This window comes from Halovenus salina (assembly GCF_026410925.1).
Classification (GTDB): domain Archaea; phylum Halobacteriota; class Halobacteria; order Halobacteriales; family Haloarculaceae; genus Halovenus; species Halovenus salina.
Genome location: NZ_CP112972.1, coordinates 2,148,628 through 2,170,523 on the forward strand (window position 1 = coordinate 2,148,628; position 21,896 = coordinate 2,170,523).

Consider the following 21,896-nt stretch of genomic DNA (forward strand, 5'->3'; position numbering starts at 1 on the left):
GCGGAGGCGATGGTGGCGCCGCCGTTGCCGCCCGACGACCCAGAGGCGTGGTACGCAACGGGGGTACAGGCACAAGACGAGATTCATCCAGGTGTCGTCGTGACACTGTGTGAACGAGACGGAGAATTCGAGTACCGCGTGCGCGAGCCGGTACTCACGGCGCAGGACGAACACCAACTCGCCCGTATAGAGGAACATTTCGCTGACGCACACCTCGAACGGCCGCGAACCCGAGAGGGTGCCGCCGAGGTGATGGACGAGGGGTTCGCGCCGAAACACGAGCGCGTGCTCCGGCGGCTGGTCGATGGCTCTGCGCCCAGCCGCCGGCGAATCGCGTACCACGCACTCGCCTTGCTTGCCTGCCTCGGCGACCTGACGCCGTACGCACTCGACGACCGTATCGAGGTCGCAGACGCGGACGACTCGGGTATCGTCGTCCACACGAAGAACTACGCGCCTGCGACGACAGCGCTTCCGGCCGAGCCAGCGTTCATCGAGCGTTTCGCGAGCGAGCGACTCGAACAGTACACGGTTTCCTTTCACGGCTTCGAGATTCCTGTGATTCGCTATCAGGAGAACGTCCTCGGCCGGGACCCGTTCGAGCGCAAGTATGCTGTTCGCGAGCCGGACCTGCTCCCAGGTGACGAACAACTCATCGAAGAGTGCAAGGAGCGCCTCTGGGAGACAGCGGTCGACGGCGTCATCGACGACGAGGTCGCGTTCGTCCGCGACCGGGCCGAGGCAATCCTCTCCAGACGGCTTCATCGCCGCAACACCAGAGCCTGGATAGATGCGCTGGCGTACCGGGTCCGCTCGGCGCTGGCCGAGTACGACCTCGCCGTGCCGCCGGTTGAGCGCAAGTACGCCGACGATCGGCTCGACGACCTCGTCTACTATGTGCTCCGGGATTACGTCGGCTACGGCCAGCTCACGGTACCGATTCGTGACCCGACACTCGAGGACATCGAAGCGAATCGAGTCGGCGAGCGCATCAAGGTCATTCCCAGAGATGCCGACGCAAAGCGCGTGCCGACGAACCTCCGGTTCGAAGACGAACAGGCCTTTATCAACGTCGTCACACAGCTCGCAGCGAGCGACGGGACGGAGCTGAGTTCGAGCACGCCGAGCGCGAAGGTCAACCTCAGCCCACCGGGCGTCGAGGAGACGATTCGGTGTGCAGTCGCGCTCCCGACAATCAGCGAGGACGGCCCACATCTCTCGATTCGCAAGCAGTCGACGGACGTGTTGACCCCTGTCGATCTCGTGCGCAACGACTCCGCCCCGACGGAACTCGTCGCGCTGTTGTGGCTCTACTACGAACACCATGGTGTTGTCCTCTTCTCTGGGCCCACCGGCGTCGGCAAGACGACGCTTATGAACGCCCATATGCCCTTTATCCGCTTCGAGGACCGCCCCATCAGCATCGACGAGGGCTCCCGTGAGGTCGAGCTACCGCACGAGACCGGCGTTTCACTGACAACACGAGACCACGAGAGCGAGCACAAGCAGGTGACGATGGCCGACCTGATGACTGAATGTAACTACCTTAATCCAGATGTCGAGGTCATCGCAGAGGTGAACACCGCCGAGAGCTTCGAAACCTTCGCAGAGAGTATCAACACCGGGCATGGACTTATCGGGACGACACACGCTGGCGACATCGAGACGCTCGTCAACCGCATCATCGAGCAGGGGCTCCCGCCGTATCTCCTCCGCGAGATCGACCTCGTTGTCTTCCCGCGGCATATCGACGGGAACCGCTACGTCGGCCGCGTGGTCGAACTGCTCGACGAGCGGTCGTATCGGCAACTCGCCGACGATGCCGACTGTGGCAGTATCGAGAAAGGCGGAACCGACGTCTATTGGCACACCGTCGTCAAACACGATGAGGCAGGTGAATACGATATTGCCTTCGACGGCAATAACGAGTCGGCATCGACATTCGAGCGCCTCGGGCAGCTGACCGACCGGTCGACAGAGGCGGTGAGAGACGAATTCAGACGCAAACACCGATACGTGAAACACATGGTCCGGGAGGACATCGACAACTTCGAGTCGCTGTTCGAGTTGCTCGCGGACTTAGAGACCAACGAGGCCGCGACAGTCGAACGCCTCTCACGCCAGGCGGCGACTGGAGAGACAAGTGACGGACGGGAGGATGCTGGCAGATGACGAGCGTACGAGACGGCCTGTACGACAACCTGGGCGCACTCGACAGGGGGTTGTACGCACTGTTTTCGCGCCATGCCGACGAACAGGCCCACGCGACAGACAGACAGCATTACCGCGCCGCAGGGGTCGAAACGAGCTTTGACCTCTACATTGCCCGGGTCTATGGCCTCGCGTGGATTGTTGGTCTGCTGGTCGCCACAGCCCTGTTCGCAACGGCGCTGTTGGTTCCGAGTGGTATCACAGCGAGCGTCCTCGATGTGCTCGGCGACGGTGTCCCTGTTGTCAACGAGGTACATGCACCGGCAGTACCCAGATTCTACGTCGCAGGCGGGTTCGCCGCATTTGTCGGGGTTGCTGGCCGCTGGGCCGTCCTCAGGGCGGGGCGGCTCTACCTGAGCCGGCGCGCGACGGCAAGGCGGGCCGAGATAGAGCGAACGCTGCCGGGCGCAGTCCGATACCTTCGTGTGTTGGCCTCTGGCAGCAGCGACCAGCGCGAGATGCTCCAGCAGGTCGCCGACCAGGAGGCCTACGGCGCGACTGCAGACGCGTTCCAGCGGATACTCAACAAGGCGGCTCTGACCGGCAATCTGGACGAGGGAATTACGACGGTCGCACGCGATACCCCGTCGCGGGACGTACTCGCACCGTTTCTGTTGAAGCTCAGAGAGCACGCAAACCAGAGCCGTGACTCGCTCGAAGGCTATCTCGAAATGGAGGGCCGTCTCCTCTCCCAGCGCCAACAGCGGGCCCACCAGCGCGCAAGCGACTACATGGAACTGCTTGCCGAGCTGTTCGTCGTGATGCTGGTCTTTCCTGCGCTGGCTGTGCTCATCTTGACTGTCGCGAGTGTCTTCTCGCCGGCGCTCAGCACGACGATATCGACGCCACTCGGGACGGTCACCTACCGGGGGCTGTTGGTGTATCTCGCCGTCGCATTCGTCTTAGTTGTCGGGCTGGCGACGGCCCTGACTGTGGCCGCACTCCGGCCGACCGACCACGCTATGCCGACGTATCGACGTCCAGCGACGGTCGGTGACACGCTCAGGACGGCACACACGAATCCCGCGAGTGCGGCCGCTGTCTGTCTGGTCCCGGCAGCGCTGGCCGTCGGGGTGCTCTGGTCGCTCGACTACAGCCCGACCAACGTCGCGTTGCTCGGCTACGCCGTCTACGGTATCCCCGTCGGAGCCGTGGCGAGCCGGCGGGCGCGGCTCGACGACGCCAAAGACAGGGAGATCCAGGACTTTATCCACGCGGTGTCAGGCCACGTCAGTCTCGGGTTGCCGTTTCCGGCAGCGGTCCGGCGCGTCGCCGAGGATGTCGACTTCGGGCCGCTCCAGCCCGACGTAGAAGCGCTCGCGTTCAACCTCGGACTGACGACGAGCGTCGACGAGACCGACGACGTGCGGGCGGCGGCACTCGACAGATTTGTCGGCCGGGTCGGGACGCCGCTTGCCTCACAGACGGTCGGCCTGGTCGTGGGGGCACTCTCCGCGGGTAGCAACACTGAGAAAGTGTTCGAAACGCTGGAGACAGAGATTGGCCGACTGTACCACGAACGCAAGGAGTTACGCTCACAGCTGATGGTCTACGTCGCCGTCGGCTGGACGACAGCACTCCTCGTGGTCGGCGTCGTCGTGGCCGTCAACGCGACGGTACTCGATGGGTTCTCGCAACTGTCTGGCGTTGCAGAGTCGACCCGCGGCACCTCGCTGAATCCCGACGCTATCGACCCCGCACGGGACCGCGAGCGGTTCTATCTCGTCACGCAGGCGACTGTTCTCGCGTGTGGCTGGTTCGCCGGTATGGCAAGCCGCGGTAAATACGAGTCCCTGCTTCACTCCGGGCTACTTGTCGCGGTCACCTACGTTGTGTTCACGGGACTGGGGGTGGTGTGATGCGCGGCCAGTCACATATCGTCGGCTTCGTCCTCATCCTCGGCTTCGGCGTCATCGCGCTCGGGACACTCACCGCAGGTGTCGGCACGATTGTCGAATCACAGTCATCGAACGCCGACGCTACACGGGTCGCATCTGACCTCGCCGATGCCAGCGAGGTCATCGAGCGAACGGGGGTCCACACTCACCGCGTGAATTTCGCAACGGGAAATCTCGGGACGGCCGAGCGGACGCTCCGTCTCCTCAAGAACGGAAGCGTCGAACGGACACTCGATATCGGTGCCCTTGTCTTCGAGAGCGACGACAGACAGGTCACGACTATCGCGGGAGCGGTCATCGGTCAGGCTGGTGCCAGCGCGTGGCTCGAACGCGAGCCGCCGATAACGACCTCCGAGACAAATGAGGTGCTCGTCGTCGGCGTCCCCGTGCTCGGAACGGACCACTGGTCGGTCGGCGGGGAGGGTGGCGTCACCGTCACACTCCGCTCGAATGTCACACACGACCGGACATCTCTCGGGCGAGGGAACTTTTCTGTGGCAATCGAGACGACCACGCCCGGACCGCTCGAACGGTATTTCGAGGACCGGAACGCGACGACGAGCCGACGGCAGTTCGCCGGCGATACACACGAGAGCGTGGTGGCGACGTTCCAGACAGAGCGGACGGCATATCTTGTTGTCCACGACCTCAATCTGGAGGTGCGCGATGGATAACATCGGGACTCGCGGGATGACGCCGGTGGTCAGCAAGACGCTCGCAATCGGGCTGGCGACGCTGTACATCGCGGGAATGACGACCGCGCTGCTCGGCGGTGTCGTCCCATCCTACGAGACGCGTGCCGGTGGCGAGATGAGCGAGCGAGTCCTCGCAACTGCGACGACGGAAATCGAACGCGCGCCGCCTGCGGTCGGTGGGACTGTCGAGACACGGACGACGGTAACGCTGCCGGAGACGATAGCGAACGACGGCTACCAGCTCGTGCTCTCGAACGGGACCGACACCCTCACACTGATTCATCCAGACGAGAACATCGAACGAGAGACACGCCTCTCGCTCCCCTCGACTGTGACACCCCGAAACAGTACCGTCGACGGCGGAACAGTCGTCATCACGGTCAGTGGACCGCCAGCAAACCGAACACTGGCTCTTGGAGGTGAGCCATGAGGGGCCAGACCGAGCTGGTCGCACTCGGTGTTGCGTTCGTCGTCCTGACCAGCGCGACCGTCGCTGGCGTCGTCTTCGCACACAATGCTCTCGCCACGGCCGAACGGGACTCACTCGAACAGCAGACCGCCAGGGCGCTCTCCGACCGTCTCGTGAGCGCGCAGGCGTCACACACTGCACGCGAGAACGTTCTCGTCAACGGCACACTGTCGACACTCGACGAGACTACGCTCCGGGAGCGATACAACATTCCTGACGGGGCGGATGTCCGTCTCGTGCTCGGTGACGAGACCGTCGTTCGGACTGGCCCAGCGACAGATGGGACCACAGTCGAGCGGCTCGTGCTGCTCGAAAGCCGAACGACGGAGCAGCTCCGACCTAACTTCAACAATAGCCGAACCACTACACTCCCTCGACGAACATCGACCGTGCGTCTGACAATTACACCACCTGCAGGGACGACCGTCGAGCGGGTGTTCGCAAACAGTCGCGTCGTCCTCTCGAACGCGAGCGGTCTCCGTGGCTCGTTCAACGTCTCCATTTCGCCGTTCGAGACGGCGACGTTGCGCTTCGATGCGGTCGGCGTCCTCGACAGCGGGAGTGTCACAATCGCCTACGAACCAGCCGAGACGCGCAAAACGACACTCCAGGTGGTTGTCGATGCGTAGTGACAGAGCACAGGCGTCGATTACCGTCGTCGAGACAGGTCTCGGGGTCTTGTTGGTGTTGAGTCTGTTGTTTACCTTCGCGCTCGGTTCGTCGGGTGATGTCGACCGGTCACAGGCACAGCTCGATATCTACGCGACGGACGCGATGACGCTCCTGTCGGCTGAGGCCCCAAGACACCAAGACCAGACGCGCCTCGCGGAGGTCACTGCCTCGCAGGCGGCATTCGACCGCGAGCGCGACGAACTGGTTCGACGCATCGACCGGACGCTTCCCGAGCACGTCATGTTCCGGCTCGAAACCGAACACGGGAACGCGGGCCAGCCGATGCCCGACGGCGTGGCGACGGGCGAGGCGACCGTCCTGACGGCCAACGGCGACGTGACTCTCCGGGTGTGGTATGTATGAGTCGACAGCTCGGCCAGGGAGGACCGCGCCGCCGCGACCGGGGGCAGCTGGTTCTCGTTGCAGCACTCGCGCTGTCACTCGTCCTCGTGTCGCTCGGTGTCGCGTATCTGCAACTCGGCTACGACTCGGATATAGACCGCCCGGACCAGCAGCCGGCACAGCAACTCGAAAGGGTACTAGACCGTGCGGTACACAACGCGTCTGCCGGGATTTCAGCGGACTACAGCTGGGCCGACCGAGACAGTGCCGTCCGAGCGGCCACGGACAAACTGGACGAAACAATGAAGCGACTGGAAACGAGCCGCCTTCGGGATGGACATGTCTATTCGATCACTCGCAACGAGACACGGGCGATAGCGTGGCGCTCCGCGAACTGTCCCAGCGGTCCGGACCGCCAGTTCGGCAGCTGTGACAGCGAGGACGGTGTCGTCGTCCAGGAGCGCCACGGCCAAACGCATGTCCTCGCCGTGGCGTTTGACTTCGTGATAACCACGCCAGATGCAGAACTTTCGGTGACGCTGACAATCGAACGCTGAAAGATAAGTCGGTCGGGGAGAAACAGGCAGCCATGAGCGAACGTGGGAGAGAGACGACCTACAATCTCGAAGACGTGACCGCGGTATTCGAAGCGCGCGACGACTACGCGGAGCCGCTGACGGCGAGCGAGGTCGCAGACGAGCTTGGCTGCTCGCGTCGAACAGCACTGAACAAGCTCCACGACCTCGAATCACAGACGGACCTGACCAGCAAGACTGTGGGGGCACGGAGCCGCGTCTGGTGGATTCCCGTCCACGTCTAGATATCGAACCCCCAGTCGCTCGCCCGGGATTCGGCCTCGGCTCTGGCGGCCTCTTTGATTTCTGCGATGCGCTCCTCGTCGTCGAGAAACGCCGAGACAGCGTCGTGGTCGGGGTCTACCGCCTGGTCCGTCGGTGCACACTCTCGGGTCCGGCGCGCGAGGTCAGGGTCACCGGCGAGCTGTTCGGCAGGGGCACCCGGTTCGACGGCTAACTCTGTCGTCTCGTGGACCTCGGCAAGCGCGTCGATCTCGACTTCGTACAGCTCGACCCGGCAGGGACCCGCGACGGCGATATCTGTGAGCGCATCCGCTCCGCTGGCCTCGGTTCCAGTGTGGTAGGCGACCCTCGGCACCCCCTCCTCAAAAGTGACGACGCCGGCTCCATCGCTGTCGAGCAAGAGCGTGTCCTGTGGTTCGAGACGCGCGTAGCCGGTAAGTTCGTCGTCAAGCGCGTGTTCGAGCGGTGTCGTGAGGTCTGTGACGACTCGGTGGCGGCGGAGACGGCCTTGTGGGACGTTCATGGGTCATCCGGGATGACGGCACTCCGAAACCGGTCGGCGACGGTGCCAGCGTCCTGAGCCTGCACTGAGAGCGACGCGGCGGCCTGCCGGTAGGCCTCGGCCGCCGGGGAGTCGGGTGCGTGTACGAGCAGCGGCTCTCCGGCCCGGCGCGCCGCCCGGACGGTTTCACTCTCTTCGATAGTGCTCAACGTCTCTCCGTCGAAGTACCGCTCGGCCTTCGGGGCGATCTCTTCGATTGCTGCGTCGTCGGTGACGCGGTTGAACAGGACGCCGGCGACGCCGGTCCCGTATGTCGTCGCGTACTCCTGGACCTTCAGCGCGTCCGACAGCGACGGAATCGTCGGCTGGACCACGACGATGAGGCGGTCCGCGAGTACGATTGGTAACACTGCACTACGACTTCCGAGTGTCGCTGGCGAGTCGAGCAGAATGATGTCGGTCTCTGCAGCGAGTGTCGCGACCACGTCCCGAAGTCGCTCGGGGTCTGCTTCTTGGAAGCCCGAAAGGGAGGTCCCACACGGAACGACGGTCATTCCGAACCTGTCGTAGGCGGCCGCCTCGACGCTTGCCTTCCCCGCAAGTACGTCATGCAGTGTCGTCTCGACATCTGCCAGCCCGGCATGGAACAGCACGTTTGCCATCCCCGTGTCGGCGTCGATGACCGTCACGTCGTACTCCTCGGCGAGCGCCATCCCGAGTGCCATCGTCGTCGTGGTCTTTCCGGTCCCACCCTTGCCAGACGCGACTGCGAACGCCTCGACCATGGTCGTCGTTGCCGCTCCCTGGGGCATAAACGCTTGCATCACCTGCCACGTCGCCTCCACTACCGCGTGGTGGCTGCCCCCCAAAGTACGTCGAGGGTCGCCTCGTCGGAGGCAGCGACGAACAGCGCCCCATCGCGTCGAACCGCGGCATCGGCCTCGGCAGCGAGCAACTCTGTCACCGCCTGCTCTTCCTCGTCGGGATGGAACTGGACAACCCCCTGCAGGCGACCGCGTGCGAACAGCCCGGAGTGAACGACCGGTGCCCAACTCGAACACACACGTTTTACCTCCGTTTCGACTGTGCTTTGAACCGCCCTTGCCTGCTCTGCAAGGTCCTGATTCTGTGGAACCTCCCGTCCGACGATCATCGCGACGGTCCCAGCGTCGACTGGAACCGAACTCTCGGCGGTGACCGTGGTACCGTTGTACCGGACGCCCTCGTCCCGTCGGACGAGATAGGTCTCGTCTGTTACTGGCTGGTGGATCGCCGCGACCACTGGGTCGCCGTCGTAGCGTACTGATACGGCAGACGCGAACGTGGGAAGACCGGCGGTGAAGTTGTTTGTCCCATCGAGTGGGTCGACAATCCAGCGGTATGGGTTGGTCCCCTCGAACTCGCCGGCTTCCTCCGCGAAGATAGCGTGGTCCGGAAACGCCTGCCGGATGACCGGGAGCATCCGCTCTTCTGTGGCTTTGTCGGCTGCTGCCTTCACGTCGCATGACGTGTACGTCCCCTCGCTGTCATCGGCGTGATACCGCCTGCGAAGTTCCGCACCTCCGGCATGAACGGCAGCCCTGGCAACTGCCTCGATATCCGCTATTTTTGACATTCATGACAGTTATCCGGGGGATTAAAACAGCTGTCGGTTTGTGCTGGGACCAACATCTCGAAACAATGTGGATTGCCCGCCACCGTTGCCGACCCGTGCGGGCATTGTGGTACGCCGGGTGTCTTACTCCTGAACCCATCTGGAGCAGCGGATATCGAAACTATCGCAGTTCGGACAGCGGTGATGCTGTACCTCATAGGTCGCGCCACAGGAGAGACACACGTACGGTAGCGCCTCCTCTGTGCCGACCGAGAGACCCGAGGCCGCTTTTGCCCTGTCAAACACACCCATCGCGACCACAGTATAACCAGGCTCTGTATCGATAAAAAAGGGCTTGATTGTTTACGTCATTTTTTGGCTGTTCCCTGTTGCGGTTCTCCAACTTCTGTCGCTAGAGGAACGACGTATTCTCTCTCGGTAGGTACTCTCTTCCTCTCAGAATACATCAGGCCAACTATCTTAATTAATGGTCCTTTGTAGTCTCTGCTATTTTGTTGATTCCGCTATAAAATATAGAATCTATTATATTTTCTGTCGTCCCCTGTAAGAAGGATGGCTGTTCGGACGAAGTATATCATATGAATTATTATTTCGGCAACGTCGACTCACAGACTCGTTTTTTGGACGTCGTCGGTGAATGGTGACTGCTACGGCTGTCTTTCGGATGGGGGTTGCTCGTCGCATCTGTTGGCTCCTGGTCTCGCGCAGCAGCGGCGCGCACGTAATCGGCAAAATACGAATCACGACCGTGTCGCTCGGGGTGCCGTCTGCAGGGGCGTTGGTATGTAATGGCACCAGCTGTATGAGGGGTGTCGAGACGCTGTTGTTCGGTCGTGTCGATGACAGCCCTTGCACGCAGACTCTACGCTTCGACATTTTTGTTGGACGGCTGTCACGGACCTCACGGCCAGATTCTGTCGTTGTTACCAGACGGTTCTCTGCCTGGTCGCTACGCGAGGGCGGGGTGGCGTCTCCAAATTGTGCCGGTACGTTTTCATCGTTCACTTCGTCCGAGGGCGTCATAGAACAGTTCACATACCCTGAGAGAGCAGTCCGAGGATCAGCCAGTACAGGGCAAACACGTACCGCGACAAGTGATACGGATGCGAGCATTTTTTATCATCCTGTTAGTGGACGAGAGCATGATCGATTCCGAACGTGAGGCTGTCCTGCGGGCACAGACGGTTCGGCCCGGGTTTGTCCATCCGGACTACGGGGGGTACTGTATTACCCGGATTCCAGGTACAGCAGCAGCCGCACTCAACGCCTCTGTGGCACCAACGTTGCCTGATGAAGTCTTCAGCGGCGTGGACACGGATGTTTCTAATGTTGTCGTCTTGTTTATCGATGCCTACGGCTTCCAGCAATTCCAGGAGACCCATATCAACCATTCGTTTTTCAACCGAATTGCACGCCGTGGTCGCGTGACGCCGCTGACGAGTGTCTACCCGTCCGCGACACCTGCCTGTGTCCCGACGCTCCACACCGGCCTCCAACCGGTCGAACACGGCCAGTTGGGCTGGAATCTCTATCTTTCGGAGCGCAATCAGGTCGTCGAAGCGCTCCCCTTCCAGACAAAACGTGGCGAGTCGATTGATCCCGACGAGGTCTCCTTGTTTGCTGGTGAGCCGATCTATCCGCAGCTCGAAGCAGCAGGCATCGATACGCACATCGTCGAACCGTTCGATTCCAGCGACGACCCAAAAACCGAGGGTGCGACGACCCATACCTACAGTTCTCCTGCTGAGTTCGGGGTTCAGCTGCGGAAGCTCCTTGAGAACGGCACCAACCAGACGTACTGTTATGGGTACACACCTCTCGTTGACGCCGCCGGGCATGCTGAAGGGACGTGTTCGGCCCTGCACAGCGCCGAACTGCACTGCCTGTCAGCAACTCTCCAGCGCGAACTGTGTGACCGACTCCAATCAGACGTGGCTGAAGAGACGTTGCTCCTGTTGGTCGCTGACCACGGCCAAACCGACAGCAATCCGGACGAAAACGTTAATATTCTGTCGGATCCGGTCGTCAAGCAGCACCTCAAGCGGGACCGCGACGGCGTTCCAGCGATCAGTGGCTCCGGCCGGAACCTTCACTTGTTCCTCGACGATGGCAGTGCTGACCGTGTTCGCACTCACCTGCTTGAGCGACTCGATGCCCTGGTGCTGACGCGAGCGGAGGCACTGGACAGCGAACTGTGGGGCACTCGAAAGCCGTGTCAGATGTTTGCCGACCGGATTGGTGACCTTGTCGTGATACCCGAGACCACGACCGTGTGGCACGGTAAAGAGCCGAAGGAACTGGCGTTAATCGGAGATCATGGTGGCCTCCATCCGCGAGAACAACTTGTTCCGTTTGGTGCCGTCACGCTGGACAGACTTGCGGATGACGGCACTACACTGACACCTTGCTAACCTACACGAAGTAACGACCACACCTATTTGCACGGCACTCAGAAATGTGTCTGAAACTGGGAGAATTCCCACCGGTCAATACACACGCCTACATCTCGGTTGATTCTCGGAGATCAGTACGGGATTAATACCGTGTGAATTGTTCTATAACACGCTCTTCGTTCGCAAAGAAGGACTCGTGCCTTCGCCGCTCGTCTCATCGAGGTTTTGTTCGGCCAAGCTTCGCACCCTCCCCAATTTGAACAGATGACAGACGTTCCTGCTCGGCTCGTGTTATCTGCTTGTGCGGGCATGCGGCTCACTTCGGTAGCGCTTCCAGGACTGCGACTGGCCTGCTCAAATCGTATCGACTGAACTTGTTAGTCGTCGCGTTGCTCCGACAGAACAAGTCCGCCCTCCCCGATTTGAACGCCGGAAGACATTCCTGCTCGCTACGCTGTGCGGGCTGTGACTTCCGAGCCCCCGTTCGCTCCGCTCACGGGGACGGGGGACAAGTCGATCACGAGTCGACCACTCGTCGGCTTGAGAACGAGTCCGCCCTCCCCGATTTGAACGGGGGGCAAGTCGATCTACAGTCGACTGCTCTACCAGTCTGAGCTAAGGGCGGACATACACCAGTAGGATGGCTGGCGGACTTAACCATTATGCATTGGGCCGACTGGCGCGTCTGACTCGTGTCAGACAGCCAGCCAAGATTGAAATAGGATGGGTGACAAACGATATGACGACGGAAATGAGCAAAATAACGTTCCGTGCGGATGACCAACTCATCACGCAACTCGAGGAGTTCGACGCCTCGAAGAGCGAAGTCATGCGCCAGGCGTTGCGCGAGTACCTCGAATCCTGCGGGGAGTCAGCCTCGTCGGACGGGTTGACCCACGGCGATAGTCTCGACGATATCGTCGCCGAGCGCGTCGACGCACTCATCGCGGAACGTCTCAATGGAGCGTTTACACCACAACAACCACAGGATGTCAACGTAAACATCTCGCTTGATAGCGGTTTGGCCGATCAGGCGGAGGCCACGGAGCAGGACATAAACACGGGAACCGAGACGTCACACACCTCGGCAGATCGTGCGTCACACAACCCACCAACGAGTAAGACGACGAGCGAGAGTGATGAAAACACCGTCCGCGACGAGCGTAAGACGTGTACACAGTGTGGCGAAAACCTGTCGTCGTCTCACGTTTACTGCCCGAACTGTGGCGAGAAAGCGTCTCATCGGGTGTTCTGTGAGTGCGGCGATGAACTCCGGAGTGACTGGGGATTCTGCCCGAGCTGTGGACGGCGCACGCCCGCGGCCGATGTTCTTGAGGAGCACTAGAGTCGTGAAAACGCAACGTACAGGCTGTCTACTACGGTAAACAAAAGTCTGTCATACATCTGTCCGGTACTTTTATTATCCCCCAGTCTGTTGTAATTCGTGCGTAAGACGGAAGTCTTACACAGTCTCCCGGTCGGTAAACAACGCGTTGCCGTCCCCGGGTTTTGCTGTGTAAGACGACTGAGCGAGCGAACGCTCGCCGTCGTCTTACCCACAAGGGGAATAAAAATATGGAGCGTGTGACACTACGGATTCCGAAACAGCAGATCGAAGAGGTCGAACAAATGGTCGAAACTGGGGAGTACCCGAACCGGAGCGAAGCGATTCGCTCAGCGGTTCGAGAGATGCTCTCCGAACACGACACCGAACCGGAGCGCCCGTCCGAGAAGCGCAAGCGGCGCAAAGAGCGCACGTGGGCGAAGGTGTAACAATGCAAGACATCGTCAATGAAGCGCTTGAGCGCGACGAACAAGAGCAAAAACAGATGGCAGATGCCGACGGGTTCGGGGACCCGCGCATCGTCATCGTGGGCGCGGGCGGTGCCGGCAATAACACCGTCAACCGGCTGTATAACATTGGTGTCGAGGGTGCCGAAACCATCGCCATCAACACCGACAAACAGCACCTGCAGATGATCGAGGCGGACACGAAAATCCTCGTCGGCAAATCCCTGACCAACGGTCTCGGCGCAGGTGGCGACCCCGACATGGGTGAGCGCGCCACCGAGATGGCACAGGGGACGATAAAAGAGGTCCTTGGCGATGCCGACTTGGTATTTGTCACTGCCGGCATGGGTGGCGGTACCGGTACCGGTGCAGCGCCGGTCGTCTCGAAAATCGCCAAAGAACAGGGCGCTATTGTCGTCGGAATGGTCTCGACGCCGTTCAACGTCGAGCGCGCGCGGACCGTCAAAGCCGAAGAAGGGCTCGAACGGCTCCGCGAGGAGGCGGACTCCATTATCGTGCTGGACAATAACCGCCTGCTCGATTACGTCCCGAACCTGCCAATCGGCAAGGCGTTCTCGGTGATGGACCAGATCATCGCCGAGACGGTCAAGGGTATCTCCGAGACCATCACGCAGCCGTCGCTTATCAATCTGGACTACGCCGACATGACTGCCATCATGAACCAGGGTGGCGTCGCGGTGATGCTCGTCGGCGAGACCCAGGACAAGAACAAGACCGACGAAGTGGTCAAAGACGCGATGAACCATCCGTTGCTCGATGTGGACTACCGCGGCGCAAGCGGCGGTCTCGTTCACATCACCGGCGGCCCCGACCTCACCCTACAGGAGGCCGAGGGCATCGCACAGAACATTACCGAACGCCTGGAGGCAGATGCAAACGTCATCTGGGGCGCTCGCATCCAGGAGGAGTACAAAGGGAAAGTTCGTGTCATGGCCATCATGACTGGGGTCCAGAGCGCACAGGTGCTCGGACCGACGACCCAGAAACAGGCAGACAAGTCCCGCCAGGCAATCAAAGGTGTCGACGACGACAGCTTCGATGCCGCGGCGAACCTCCAGCAGGGCCAGGACTTCGGTGAGACCGATGGTGGACGCGAAGATGTCGACCAGCAGAACGGCCTCGATGTCATTCGGACCGACTGACTCCGGACCGTGTCGACAGCGAGCGGCTCTTTCTTTGAACGTCAGACCGCTTCAAGTGCATCGAGCAGTCCGCACTTCCGACACAGGTCGCCGGTCGTGGGACCGCCACAGTTCTCACACTCGTCGAGATTCGGCGACTCGCTGCGGTGTTCGTCTGCGGCGAGTGCTGCGAGCTTTTCGTATCCGGCCATTATCGAGTGACGCGTCCCCGGGTGGCGCTCTTCGAGATCGTAGAGTAGCTGTTGAATCTCACCGCGGTAGGCCTCCGAAGAGTGAGGACATTCGGTGATGTGTGCTGGGAGTTCCTGTAGCCGTGCGTACAGTGCAACCTCGCGCTCGGGGATATCGCGCAACGGCTTCGCCCGGGGGATGAACTCGTCACTCTCGCCCCGGGTGTGGCTGTGCTCATCCCCTTCGAAGGGGCCGAGGCTCGCGTCGAACTGTTGTGCAATCTGTGTGATATCCCCCTCGAGAAAGTTCATCAACGCCGTCTCGGCCTCGTCGTCGAGATTATGACCAGTCAGCAACTTGTCACCGTTGAGGTCGGCCGCGTACCGGGATAAGATATCCCGTCGAAACACGCCACAATATGCACAAGCTGACATGTTCTCCGGGTCGTCCTCAACGACCTCGTCCATCCGGACATCGAACTCGTCTGCGTAACTGACGACCTCGTGACGGATGTCACGGTCGGCGGTGAGTTCTTTGCAGGCGTCGAGGCTCTCGTCGCGGTAGCCCTCAATGCCCTCGTGAATCGAGAGGGCAACCATCTCGATTCGGGGGTCAGCCTCGAACGTATCATACAGAATATCGGTGAGAACGACGCTGTCTTTCCCGCCCGAGAGACCGATAATCCACGTCTCCGGGTCCTCTGCGGTCGCGTCGTCCGGGAGAAGGTTGTCGTCGCGGATTCGTCTGCGTACCCGCTTTTCGACAGAGGCACAGAAGTGCTCCTCACAGAGATGCAACCCCGAATACGCGGCGTGGAGCACCGCGTCCGCACCACATTTGTCACACTCCATCACCGATTGGTTACCGACTGGAGCGGTTGACCCTTTCGGTCCGGGGTCGCTGCTGTTTTGAGCGCGCGGCTACAACAGGTGTCAAATGAGTGAATGGGACCGACAGCAGGCAATCGAGCGTATCGAGGAGTTCGTCGAGACGGTCGAACGAGAGACGATGCCGGTCCCGGTTCGCGAACTCTGGGTGTTCGGTGACATCGCGCTCGGTCTCGACCCCGTCGAACGCCTGGATATCTACCTCACGAAAGATATTCTCCTCTCGGAGGAGTCGGGCCGCGAACAGGAGTTTATTGACTCTCATGGCATCGAGGGCGTCGGAAAGACTGTCCGTGCCGAGTGGGCGACGGAGCATCCGGAGTACCTGCAGGCGACGGCAAACGGCTACGCAGCGCCCGAGAAGTGTCTCGGTGCTCACCTGCTCGAAGAGGACGAGCCGATTCACCTCGAGGTCTGTAACGCGAGCTTCGAGGACAACGTCACACAGCGTCTCGAAGGCGCGAAAGCACGCGACAACTACGAGGAACTGCTCGACCCCCGCGGTGTCTGTCTCTGGGTTGACGGTGAACGCTCGGAAACCGCATTCGAGAAACTCCGTTCGGGAGAGTTCGTCATGCCGACGCTTCCAGACGCACTCGAAATGCTGGGGCTCGATGAAGTAGCGGCAACTCGCGCAGCCGAGACAGTCGAGGCGTTTCGCGAACGACAGAGCGGAACCTCCATTCGCGGCGATATCGTCTGAGGGATTATATACGAAGACGCGGCCAGCGTCAGTATGCTGTAGAGGTCTGCGACGGGGCGAGACGTGGTCGTGTGGTGCACCGCTCCGTCGATACTGCTCGTCTGCGAGCAACCGCACCACCTGATTGCCCTACACGCGGCCACTGGTCACGTAGAAGGGAACGACCTCGCGCTGGCGATATCGTCCGTCCTGCATCTGCTCGATGACCTCTCGGCCCATCGCTCGCCACTGTTCACGGAGGTCTTCGAACGACTCCACCGAGGTATCTCCAGCGAGAATTGTCTCTCGGTCGTCGTCGATACCGGTGCCGCTTGCTTTGCGCCGCGCTCCTTCGAGCGCGCGCTCTGAGTACGGCGACTCGATGGAACGCTCGTGGTCGTACCGGTCGACGGTGATATCGTCGAGGCCAGCTGACCGAAAGAGGTCTGGCACTGCGCCGAGTGCTGCGTCAGTTTCGACGCCCGCCAGATACGACTCGCGTGCACGACGGGCTAACGCCGCCTCGGTGTCGACGGTCGACTCGATAGCGACAGCACTGTTGTCCGGTTCGATGACCGCGACGCGGTCGGTCGAGACGCGCGCGAACTCCTCGATTACCGCGGCCGGGTCCGGCAGGTTGACCAGCAGTGCCTGACACACCACCAGGTCGAACGACCCCTCGGCGAACGGAAGTTGTGTCGCGTCGCCGAGGAGGCGTGGGGAGGCAACGTGGCCAAGTAGTCCTCGGTCGGCGTCTAACGCGACGACGGTTCCTGCCGTCTGATCTCGGAGGACGCGAGTCAGCTCGCCGGTTCCGGCACCGACATCCAGAATGCGTTCTCGACTCTCTATGTCGAGATAGCCGAGCGCGTCGAGGGAATCCTCCCACATTCCCGCTCTGGTCGACTCCAGATACTCTGCGGTGAACTGTCGCACAGTCGCTCTATATCGGTCGAACGAAAATACTCTGTCGTCTCCGCCTGCTGTTCACTCGGCGAGTTCGTGTACGCGGTCGATATTCCAGGCGAAGCCTCTCCCATCTTCGGTCGGCGTTTCGAGCACCAGGGGAACCTCGCGAACCGCGTCGTGGTTAATGAAGGCACGCATTCCCTCCTCGCCAATTTCACCCTCGCCGATGTGGGCGTGTTCGTCCTTGTTCGTGCCACACCCGTGTTTCGAGTCGTTGAGGTGGACACAGGCCAGGTTCTCGAAGCCGACCACGTCGTCGAATTCAGCGAGTGACTCTTTGACTGCCTCGGCCGTCGACAGGTCGTAGCCGGCAGCAAAAGCGTGTGCCGTATCCAGACAGACACCGAGGTCCTGTTCCGAGCGTTCGAGAATAGCAGCCAGGTGTTCGAACTCGCCGCCGAGTTTCGTCCCGCTCCCGGCGTCGGACTCGACCAGAACAGTCACTGAGTCGGGAATATCCAGTTCGTCGAGCGTTCTCGCGGCGTTGTCAAGTCCCTGCTCGACACCTGCCCCGGTGTGTGCGCCCAGGTGGACGTTGACGTACTCGATGCCGAGCTGTGCCGCGGTATCGACCTCTGCCTGCATGCTATCGCGTGACTTCTCGTGAAGGTCCTCTTTCGGTGTCGCAAGGTTCACCAGATACGACGAGTGGATGACCCAGGGCCCGACCTCCTGTTCTGTGGACTCGGCCTGGAACCCTTCTGTCGCCTCGTCGTTGAGTTCGGGTTGTTGCCACACCTGCGGTGAGGTAGTGAACACCTGTCCACAGTTTCCGCCGAAGTTCCGCTGGCGGTGAACAGCGTTGCGGATGTCGTCGTACGGCGGCGTTTCTTCGTCTGAGGAGACGCGCGAGCCAGACACTGAGACGTGAGCACCGACCTGCATACCCGAGCAGTAGCGCCCGGCGCACATAGCAACTTCGGAGTCCGACCTACGCAGACAGCGGGTCGGTACGCCGACGAGTCCACTCGTCGCTGGCGTATTTCTCCTCGGCAATCGCCGCCGCGCTGTCGAGTTCGTCGTCCGTCCACTCGCCAGCGTCTGCCTCGACCCACTCTGCGAGTGCCGTTTTGAGGGTCTCGACAGCGTCGTCGCGGTCGATTCCTGCCTGTTCGCGAATCGAGGTTACCCGGTCGTCGAAGACCGTTCGGCTCACGTCGTCGGTCTCGAAGACCCCGAGATGACGGTCGGGTGTCAGCGCGTACGACAGCGAGCCATGTTGGATGACGGCGTCGCGCTGGCGGTACTGCGCGTTGCCGCTGATTTTCTGTCCTCCGGCAAGGATATCGTGTGCGGGGTTGACCTTCCGGAGATAACAGGTGGGCTTGTGAATCTCGGGATGAGCGTCGTCGGCGAAGGCTGCGTCAACGCCCATCTGGTCGAAGGCTGCAAGCACAGGCGTACACAGCAGCTCATAACACTCCATCAGGTCGCCCGGGAGTTCGCTCTCGGGAGCGACAATCGAGTACGAAATATCACCGACGGCGTCGTGGTAGATGCCGCCCCCGCCGGTCGGGCGACGCGTGACAGTCACGTCATTGGCTTCGCAGTACTCCCAGTCGACACTCTCGGGTGTCTGTCGATACCCCAGCGAGAGGGTGCTCGGCTCCCACGTGTACACCCGAACGGTCCGGGGGCCGCCCGATGCCGCAGTCTCGGCTGCCACTTCCTCTAGGGCCATCTGCATTGGGCCAGGACGACGCTCTGTCGGAATCACTCGCCATTCTCTATCAGCGAGATTGGTCATGCTCTACGATAGACTCGCGGAGAACAAAAACACACGCAAACTGTAACGACGTGGGCGACACACAACCCATCCGCGAGTCCTCGTCACTCCGCTTGTTCGTGTCTGTCCCAGAACTGGCGTATCTGACCGTCGAGAAACTCCGGTGTGAGTCGGACGAACCCCTCTTTTTCACCCGTCGAGAGGTACGGGAAGACACTGTGTCTCGCGCCCTCGACATAGCGCTGACCAACGAGTGCACGAATGCCAACCTCTTCAGTTCCGCGAATCACCCGGCCGATAGTCTGGCGTGCGCGCCGGACCGCCGGTACCGTCAGGGCGTACTCGAAGGCCTTGTCCTCGCCGAAGGCATCCGCGTAAGCGCGTCGGACCGCTGTCACGCGCGGTGAGCCGATGTTGACCAGTGGGACGCCGAAGACACCACAGCAGTGTAATTTGTCGCCGTCATAATCGACACCCTCGGTCAGTGTCCCTCGCGTACTCGTGACGAGTACCTTCCCGGAACCGTCGAAAAAACGCTGTTTCAGCGCCTCCGTCTCCTCGTTGCTCGAACTCTCGTCGAGAAGCGTCGGCTTTTCGATTACCTCCGAGAGATAGCTTTCAGCCCACGCCGCCTCCCGGTAGTTCGGCATCGCGAGCAACACGTTGCCCGGCGAGCGCGCAAGCAGGCGCAACACCTGTGCGTACTCGTCACGGGTCCGATTCCACGTCGCCGGGTCCGCGTTCTCGTCGGGGTCGCCGCGGTTGCGTGCGGTAAAGGGGGTCGTATCGACCAGCCACGACTCTCTGTTCGACTCGGGGAACGGCAGGGTGTACGTTCGCTCGACCACCGGTCGGTTCGCTTCCCGGAGCGCCTCCAACCCCGCGACCTCGGCGAAGACATCGAGTGGCTCCAGGGTTGCACTCATCAGTATCCCCCCGCCGAGGCCGTCGAAGATTTCCTGGAGTGTCTCACCGGGCATACACTCGAACAACACCAGCCCGGCGGTGTACTGCGCCTCCCAGGGTTCGGCGACACTCCGTTGGTCTTTCGAGGCGTATTCGAGTTCGATCTCACGGAGATAGGTCGCGTGGTCACACTCCCACCACTGGCTCATCGCCGCACCGACCGCGGTACACACCGGCGTGCGTGTCAGACCGAGCTCGTCGATGACCTGCTCGACGGCAACGCCGATCGTCGACAGCGAGCGCCACAGCTCTCCCGTGTATCCTGCGGACTCGGCCCACGCGGTCAGTTCGTCACGCTCGACGGATTCGGGGTCGCGCAAGGGAACCTCGATGTCGTGGTCCGGAAGCGAATCGAGCCGTCCCGTTCGCCACTCGCGTCCGAACTCGGCGTCTAGGTAGGTCTCGATGCGGTCTTCGAACCATCCCAGCAGGTCGTCGTAGAAGTCCCGGGCCTGCTCGACTGCACGCAGGGGCACGTCGTGACTCGCCAGCTCGTCTTCGACCTGTTGTCGGTGGTCGTCACTCTGGCGGGCGCGGGTCAGCAACTGTGCGAGGTCGTTCCGGGCGCGCTTGAGCGTCTGTCGTCCAACTCGATTGGAGAGCAGGTCCCTGACGCGCTCTTCAAGGCGGTGTGCTTCGTCGACGATCAGGAACGTCTCGTCGCCGAGTACCGACTCGAGCAGGGGCCGGGACGCAGGGTCGAAGAGATGATTGTAGTTGCCCACGACGACCTCTGCCGATTCGAGTAACACGCCCATCGCGCGGTGGGGACAGGTCCCTCGATCTGTCGCCGCTGGCAGGTACTCTTCGGCCGTTATGACGTGGTTTTTGCCGGCATCGAAGCCGACCGGCGACCCCTTGTTCCGGGCGTACCAATCGGCCTCGAACGGACAGTAAAGCGGCGTCTCGTCGCTGTCGCTCATCGACTCCGGGGCCGATTGCTGATTCCGTGGATACGGACTCTCGACGCCGGCCGTTTCGAGTGTGTCCGTGGCAATCTGGTGTTGTCCCGTTCCGCCCGGCCTGGCGTGTTTCACGAGGTCACTCGCCCGCTGTGGGTCCCACCAGATTTCGTCGTTCTCGCCGCCGACTGCGGCTGTCGCGGCGGCCATCTCGTCGCTCGTTCCTTCGCTTTCGACCAGACCGGCGGTGTTTTCGCGTAGGTCCTCACACCGGTCGTGAACACCAGTATCCTCTGGGAAGACATCCTCCCGGCCGTACGGACAGAGGTCTCGTTTTCCTACGAGGGAAACACCAGACAGTGGGTTCTCGAGGTCTGCATTCATCGTCCGGAGGTCCTCGACGAACTGGGTCCGTTGCTGTTTGACCGGTGTCACAACGACGATGTTCTCGTAGTCGCCGTCACGGACGAGGGTAGCCCCCGCAGTGAGCGCGGCCATGGTCTTACCAGTCCCGCAGGGCCCCTCCATCGCGAGATACCCCTGCTCGTTGCCGACCTCGATTGCCGCCTCGATTGCGTCGCGCTGGTTCGCGTACGCCCGTTCGAACCCGAAGTACTGGTCCCAGCCCTCGGCCGATGTCTCAGCCATCCATCGATCACTGGGGCGTCGTAGGGTTTGAACCTGCGGGTTCGCTGTTCAGACCCATCACAAACGGGGCGGCGTTGTCACTCATCGGTGAGAATACGGAGACGCCGGAGCTTCTATCGCCAGGCTGGGAGCGAAGCAGCGTCGTCGAGTTGAAGTGTAATAAATGCGTTATCTTCGGTGATGTCAGCGAGGATAAATTTATCTACTGGCCCCTCCTCGACTGACGCCATCACTTCGCTGCTCGCTTCGACTTCGGCCGGGACGATAGTATCCGGCTCCATGCATGTTAATAGTTCTCAACAACATATAAAACCACCGAAAACAACCAGTGAAAATTACCAGACGTGAGGTCCCTGGTGTGGGACACGCGTCAGAC

22 protein-coding genes and 1 tRNA gene are annotated in these 21,896 nt (G+C 61.2%); 13 read left to right on the forward strand and 10 right to left on the reverse strand.

Annotated elements, in window-relative coordinates; all coding sequences use genetic code 11:
• Positions 1-9 precede the first annotated feature (9 nt).
• The 8 genes from OSC37_RS10790 to OSC37_RS10825 are packed head-to-tail and all read left to right on the forward strand — an operon-like array spanning position 10 to position 7,107.
• The gene (locus tag OSC37_RS10790) at positions 10-2,172 is read left to right on the forward strand and encodes a type II/IV secretion system ATPase subunit (protein ID WP_368409585.1); all 2,163 of its coding nucleotides are present in this window, start codon (positions 10-12) and stop codon (positions 2,170-2,172) included.
• Positions 2,169-4,070: a type II secretion system F family protein gene (locus OSC37_RS10795; protein WP_267161483.1), complete on the forward strand. Its 1,902-nt coding sequence runs from the start codon at positions 2,169-2,171 to the stop codon at positions 4,068-4,070. The genes OSC37_RS10790 and OSC37_RS10795 overlap by 4 nt, the downstream gene beginning before the upstream one ends.
• On the forward strand, positions 4,070-4,783 hold the full coding sequence (locus tag OSC37_RS10800; RefSeq protein WP_267161484.1) for a DUF7289 family protein: 714 nt from the start codon (positions 4,070-4,072) through the stop codon (positions 4,781-4,783). The genes OSC37_RS10795 and OSC37_RS10800 overlap by 1 nt, the downstream gene beginning before the upstream one ends.
• The gene (locus tag OSC37_RS10805) at positions 4,776-5,234 is read left to right on the forward strand and encodes a DUF7266 family protein (RefSeq protein ID WP_267161485.1); all 459 of its coding nucleotides are present in this window, start codon (positions 4,776-4,778) and stop codon (positions 5,232-5,234) included. The genes OSC37_RS10800 and OSC37_RS10805 overlap by 8 nt, the downstream gene beginning before the upstream one ends.
• Positions 5,231-5,902, forward strand: coding sequence for a DUF7263 family protein (locus OSC37_RS10810; protein WP_267161486.1), 672 nt, complete (start codon positions 5,231-5,233; stop codon positions 5,900-5,902). Before OSC37_RS10805 ends, OSC37_RS10810 begins: the two co-directional genes overlap by 4 nt.
• Positions 5,895-6,308 (forward strand): DUF7262 family protein, encoded by a 414-nt coding sequence (locus OSC37_RS10815; RefSeq protein ID WP_267161487.1) that lies wholly within the window; start codon positions 5,895-5,897, stop codon positions 6,306-6,308. Before OSC37_RS10810 ends, OSC37_RS10815 begins: the two co-directional genes overlap by 8 nt.
• Positions 6,305-6,844, forward strand: coding sequence for a DUF7261 family protein (locus OSC37_RS10820; protein ID WP_267161488.1), 540 nt, complete (start codon positions 6,305-6,307; stop codon positions 6,842-6,844). The genes OSC37_RS10815 and OSC37_RS10820 overlap by 4 nt, the downstream gene beginning before the upstream one ends.
• 32 nt (positions 6,845-6,876) lie before the next feature.
• Complete coding sequence (locus OSC37_RS10825) at positions 6,877-7,107, forward strand: HTH domain-containing protein (RefSeq protein ID WP_267161489.1); 231 nt, start codon at positions 6,877-6,879, stop codon at positions 7,105-7,107.
• Here OSC37_RS10825 and OSC37_RS10830 read toward each other — a convergent pair.
• Genes OSC37_RS10830 through OSC37_RS10840 form a run of 3 tightly spaced genes read right to left on the reverse strand, consistent with a single transcriptional unit; the run spans position 7,104 to position 9,222 of the window.
• Positions 7,104-7,628 carry a DUF8054 family protein gene (locus tag OSC37_RS10830; protein ID WP_267161490.1) on the reverse strand — a complete coding sequence of 175 codons (525 nt, stop codon included), beginning with the start codon at positions 7,626-7,628 and terminating at the stop codon, positions 7,104-7,106. The genes OSC37_RS10825 and OSC37_RS10830 overlap by 4 nt on opposite strands.
• Entirely contained in the window at positions 7,625-8,392 is a 768-nt protein-coding gene (gene minD / locus OSC37_RS10835; RefSeq protein WP_267164180.1) for a cell division ATPase MinD, read from the reverse strand. Before minD ends, OSC37_RS10830 begins: the two co-directional genes overlap by 4 nt.
• Positions 8,393-8,451: 59 nt before the next feature.
• Positions 8,452-9,222 carry an inositol monophosphatase family protein gene (locus OSC37_RS10840; protein WP_267161491.1) on the reverse strand — a complete coding sequence of 257 codons (771 nt, stop codon included), beginning with the start codon at positions 9,220-9,222 and terminating at the stop codon, positions 8,452-8,454.
• Positions 9,223-10,364: 1,142 nt separating this feature from the next.
• Between OSC37_RS10840 and OSC37_RS10845 the strand changes: the two genes are divergently transcribed.
• Positions 10,365-11,633 (forward strand): alkaline phosphatase family protein, encoded by a 1,269-nt coding sequence (locus OSC37_RS10845; protein ID WP_267161492.1) that lies wholly within the window; start codon positions 10,365-10,367, stop codon positions 11,631-11,633.
• Between the two features lie 533 nt (positions 11,634-12,166).
• On the opposite strand, the gene OSC37_RS10850 is transcribed toward OSC37_RS10845, so the two are convergent.
• Positions 12,167-12,240, reverse strand: a tRNA-Tyr gene (locus OSC37_RS10850).
• Between the two features lie 126 nt (positions 12,241-12,366).
• Here OSC37_RS10850 and OSC37_RS10855 point away from each other — a divergent pair.
• From OSC37_RS10855 to ftsZ, 3 genes are all read left to right on the forward strand, one after another.
• Positions 12,367-12,960: a double zinc ribbon domain-containing protein gene (locus tag OSC37_RS10855; RefSeq protein WP_267164181.1), complete on the forward strand. Its 594-nt coding sequence runs from the start codon at positions 12,367-12,369 to the stop codon at positions 12,958-12,960.
• A 230-nt stretch (positions 12,961-13,190) separates the two neighbouring features.
• Positions 13,191-13,388, forward strand: a complete 198-nt coding sequence (gene cdrS / locus OSC37_RS10860; protein ID WP_267161493.1) for a transcriptional regulator CdrS — start codon at positions 13,191-13,193, stop codon at positions 13,386-13,388.
• Between the two features lie 2 nt (positions 13,389-13,390).
• Positions 13,391-14,569 (forward strand): cell division protein FtsZ, encoded by a 1,179-nt coding sequence (ftsZ, locus tag OSC37_RS10865; protein ID WP_267161494.1) that lies wholly within the window; start codon positions 13,391-13,393, stop codon positions 14,567-14,569.
• 41 nt (positions 14,570-14,610) lie between these two features.
• On the opposite strand, the gene ncsA is transcribed toward ftsZ, so the two are convergent.
• Entirely contained in the window at positions 14,611-15,591 is a 981-nt protein-coding gene (ncsA, locus tag OSC37_RS10870) for a tRNA 2-thiolation protein NcsA (RefSeq protein WP_267161495.1), read from the reverse strand.
• A gap of 85 nt (positions 15,592-15,676) precedes the next feature.
• Here ncsA and OSC37_RS10875 point away from each other — a divergent pair, with 85 nt between their 5' ends.
• Positions 15,677-16,330 (forward strand): DUF7095 family protein, encoded by a 654-nt coding sequence (locus tag OSC37_RS10875; RefSeq protein ID WP_267161496.1) that lies wholly within the window; start codon positions 15,677-15,679, stop codon positions 16,328-16,330.
• Positions 16,331-16,459: 129 nt separating this feature from the next.
• Here OSC37_RS10875 and OSC37_RS10880 read toward each other — a convergent pair whose 3' ends face one another.
• The 5 genes from OSC37_RS10880 to OSC37_RS10900 all read right to left on the reverse strand — a co-directional run bounded on the left by OSC37_RS10880 (position 16,460) and on the right by OSC37_RS10900 (position 21,801).
• Positions 16,460-17,245: a class I SAM-dependent methyltransferase gene (locus OSC37_RS10880; RefSeq protein ID WP_267161497.1), complete on the reverse strand. Its 786-nt coding sequence runs from the start codon at positions 17,243-17,245 to the stop codon at positions 16,460-16,462.
• Between the two features lie 51 nt (positions 17,246-17,296).
• Positions 17,297-18,163, reverse strand: a complete 867-nt coding sequence (locus tag OSC37_RS10885; RefSeq protein ID WP_267161498.1) for a deoxyribonuclease IV — start codon at positions 18,161-18,163, stop codon at positions 17,297-17,299.
• A gap of 46 nt (positions 18,164-18,209) precedes the next feature.
• A complete protein-coding gene (locus tag OSC37_RS10890; RefSeq protein WP_267161499.1) occupies positions 18,210-19,025 on the reverse strand; it encodes a lipoate--protein ligase family protein in 816 nt (271 codons plus the stop codon).
• 83 nt (positions 19,026-19,108) lie between these two features.
• Positions 19,109-21,520: an ATP-dependent DNA helicase gene (locus OSC37_RS10895; protein WP_267161500.1), complete on the reverse strand. Its 2,412-nt coding sequence runs from the start codon at positions 21,518-21,520 to the stop codon at positions 19,109-19,111.
• Between the two features lie 113 nt (positions 21,521-21,633).
• On the reverse strand, positions 21,634-21,801 hold the full coding sequence (locus OSC37_RS10900) for a DUF7556 family protein (RefSeq protein WP_267161501.1): 168 nt from the start codon (positions 21,799-21,801) through the stop codon (positions 21,634-21,636).
• Positions 21,802-21,896 lie beyond the last annotated feature (95 nt).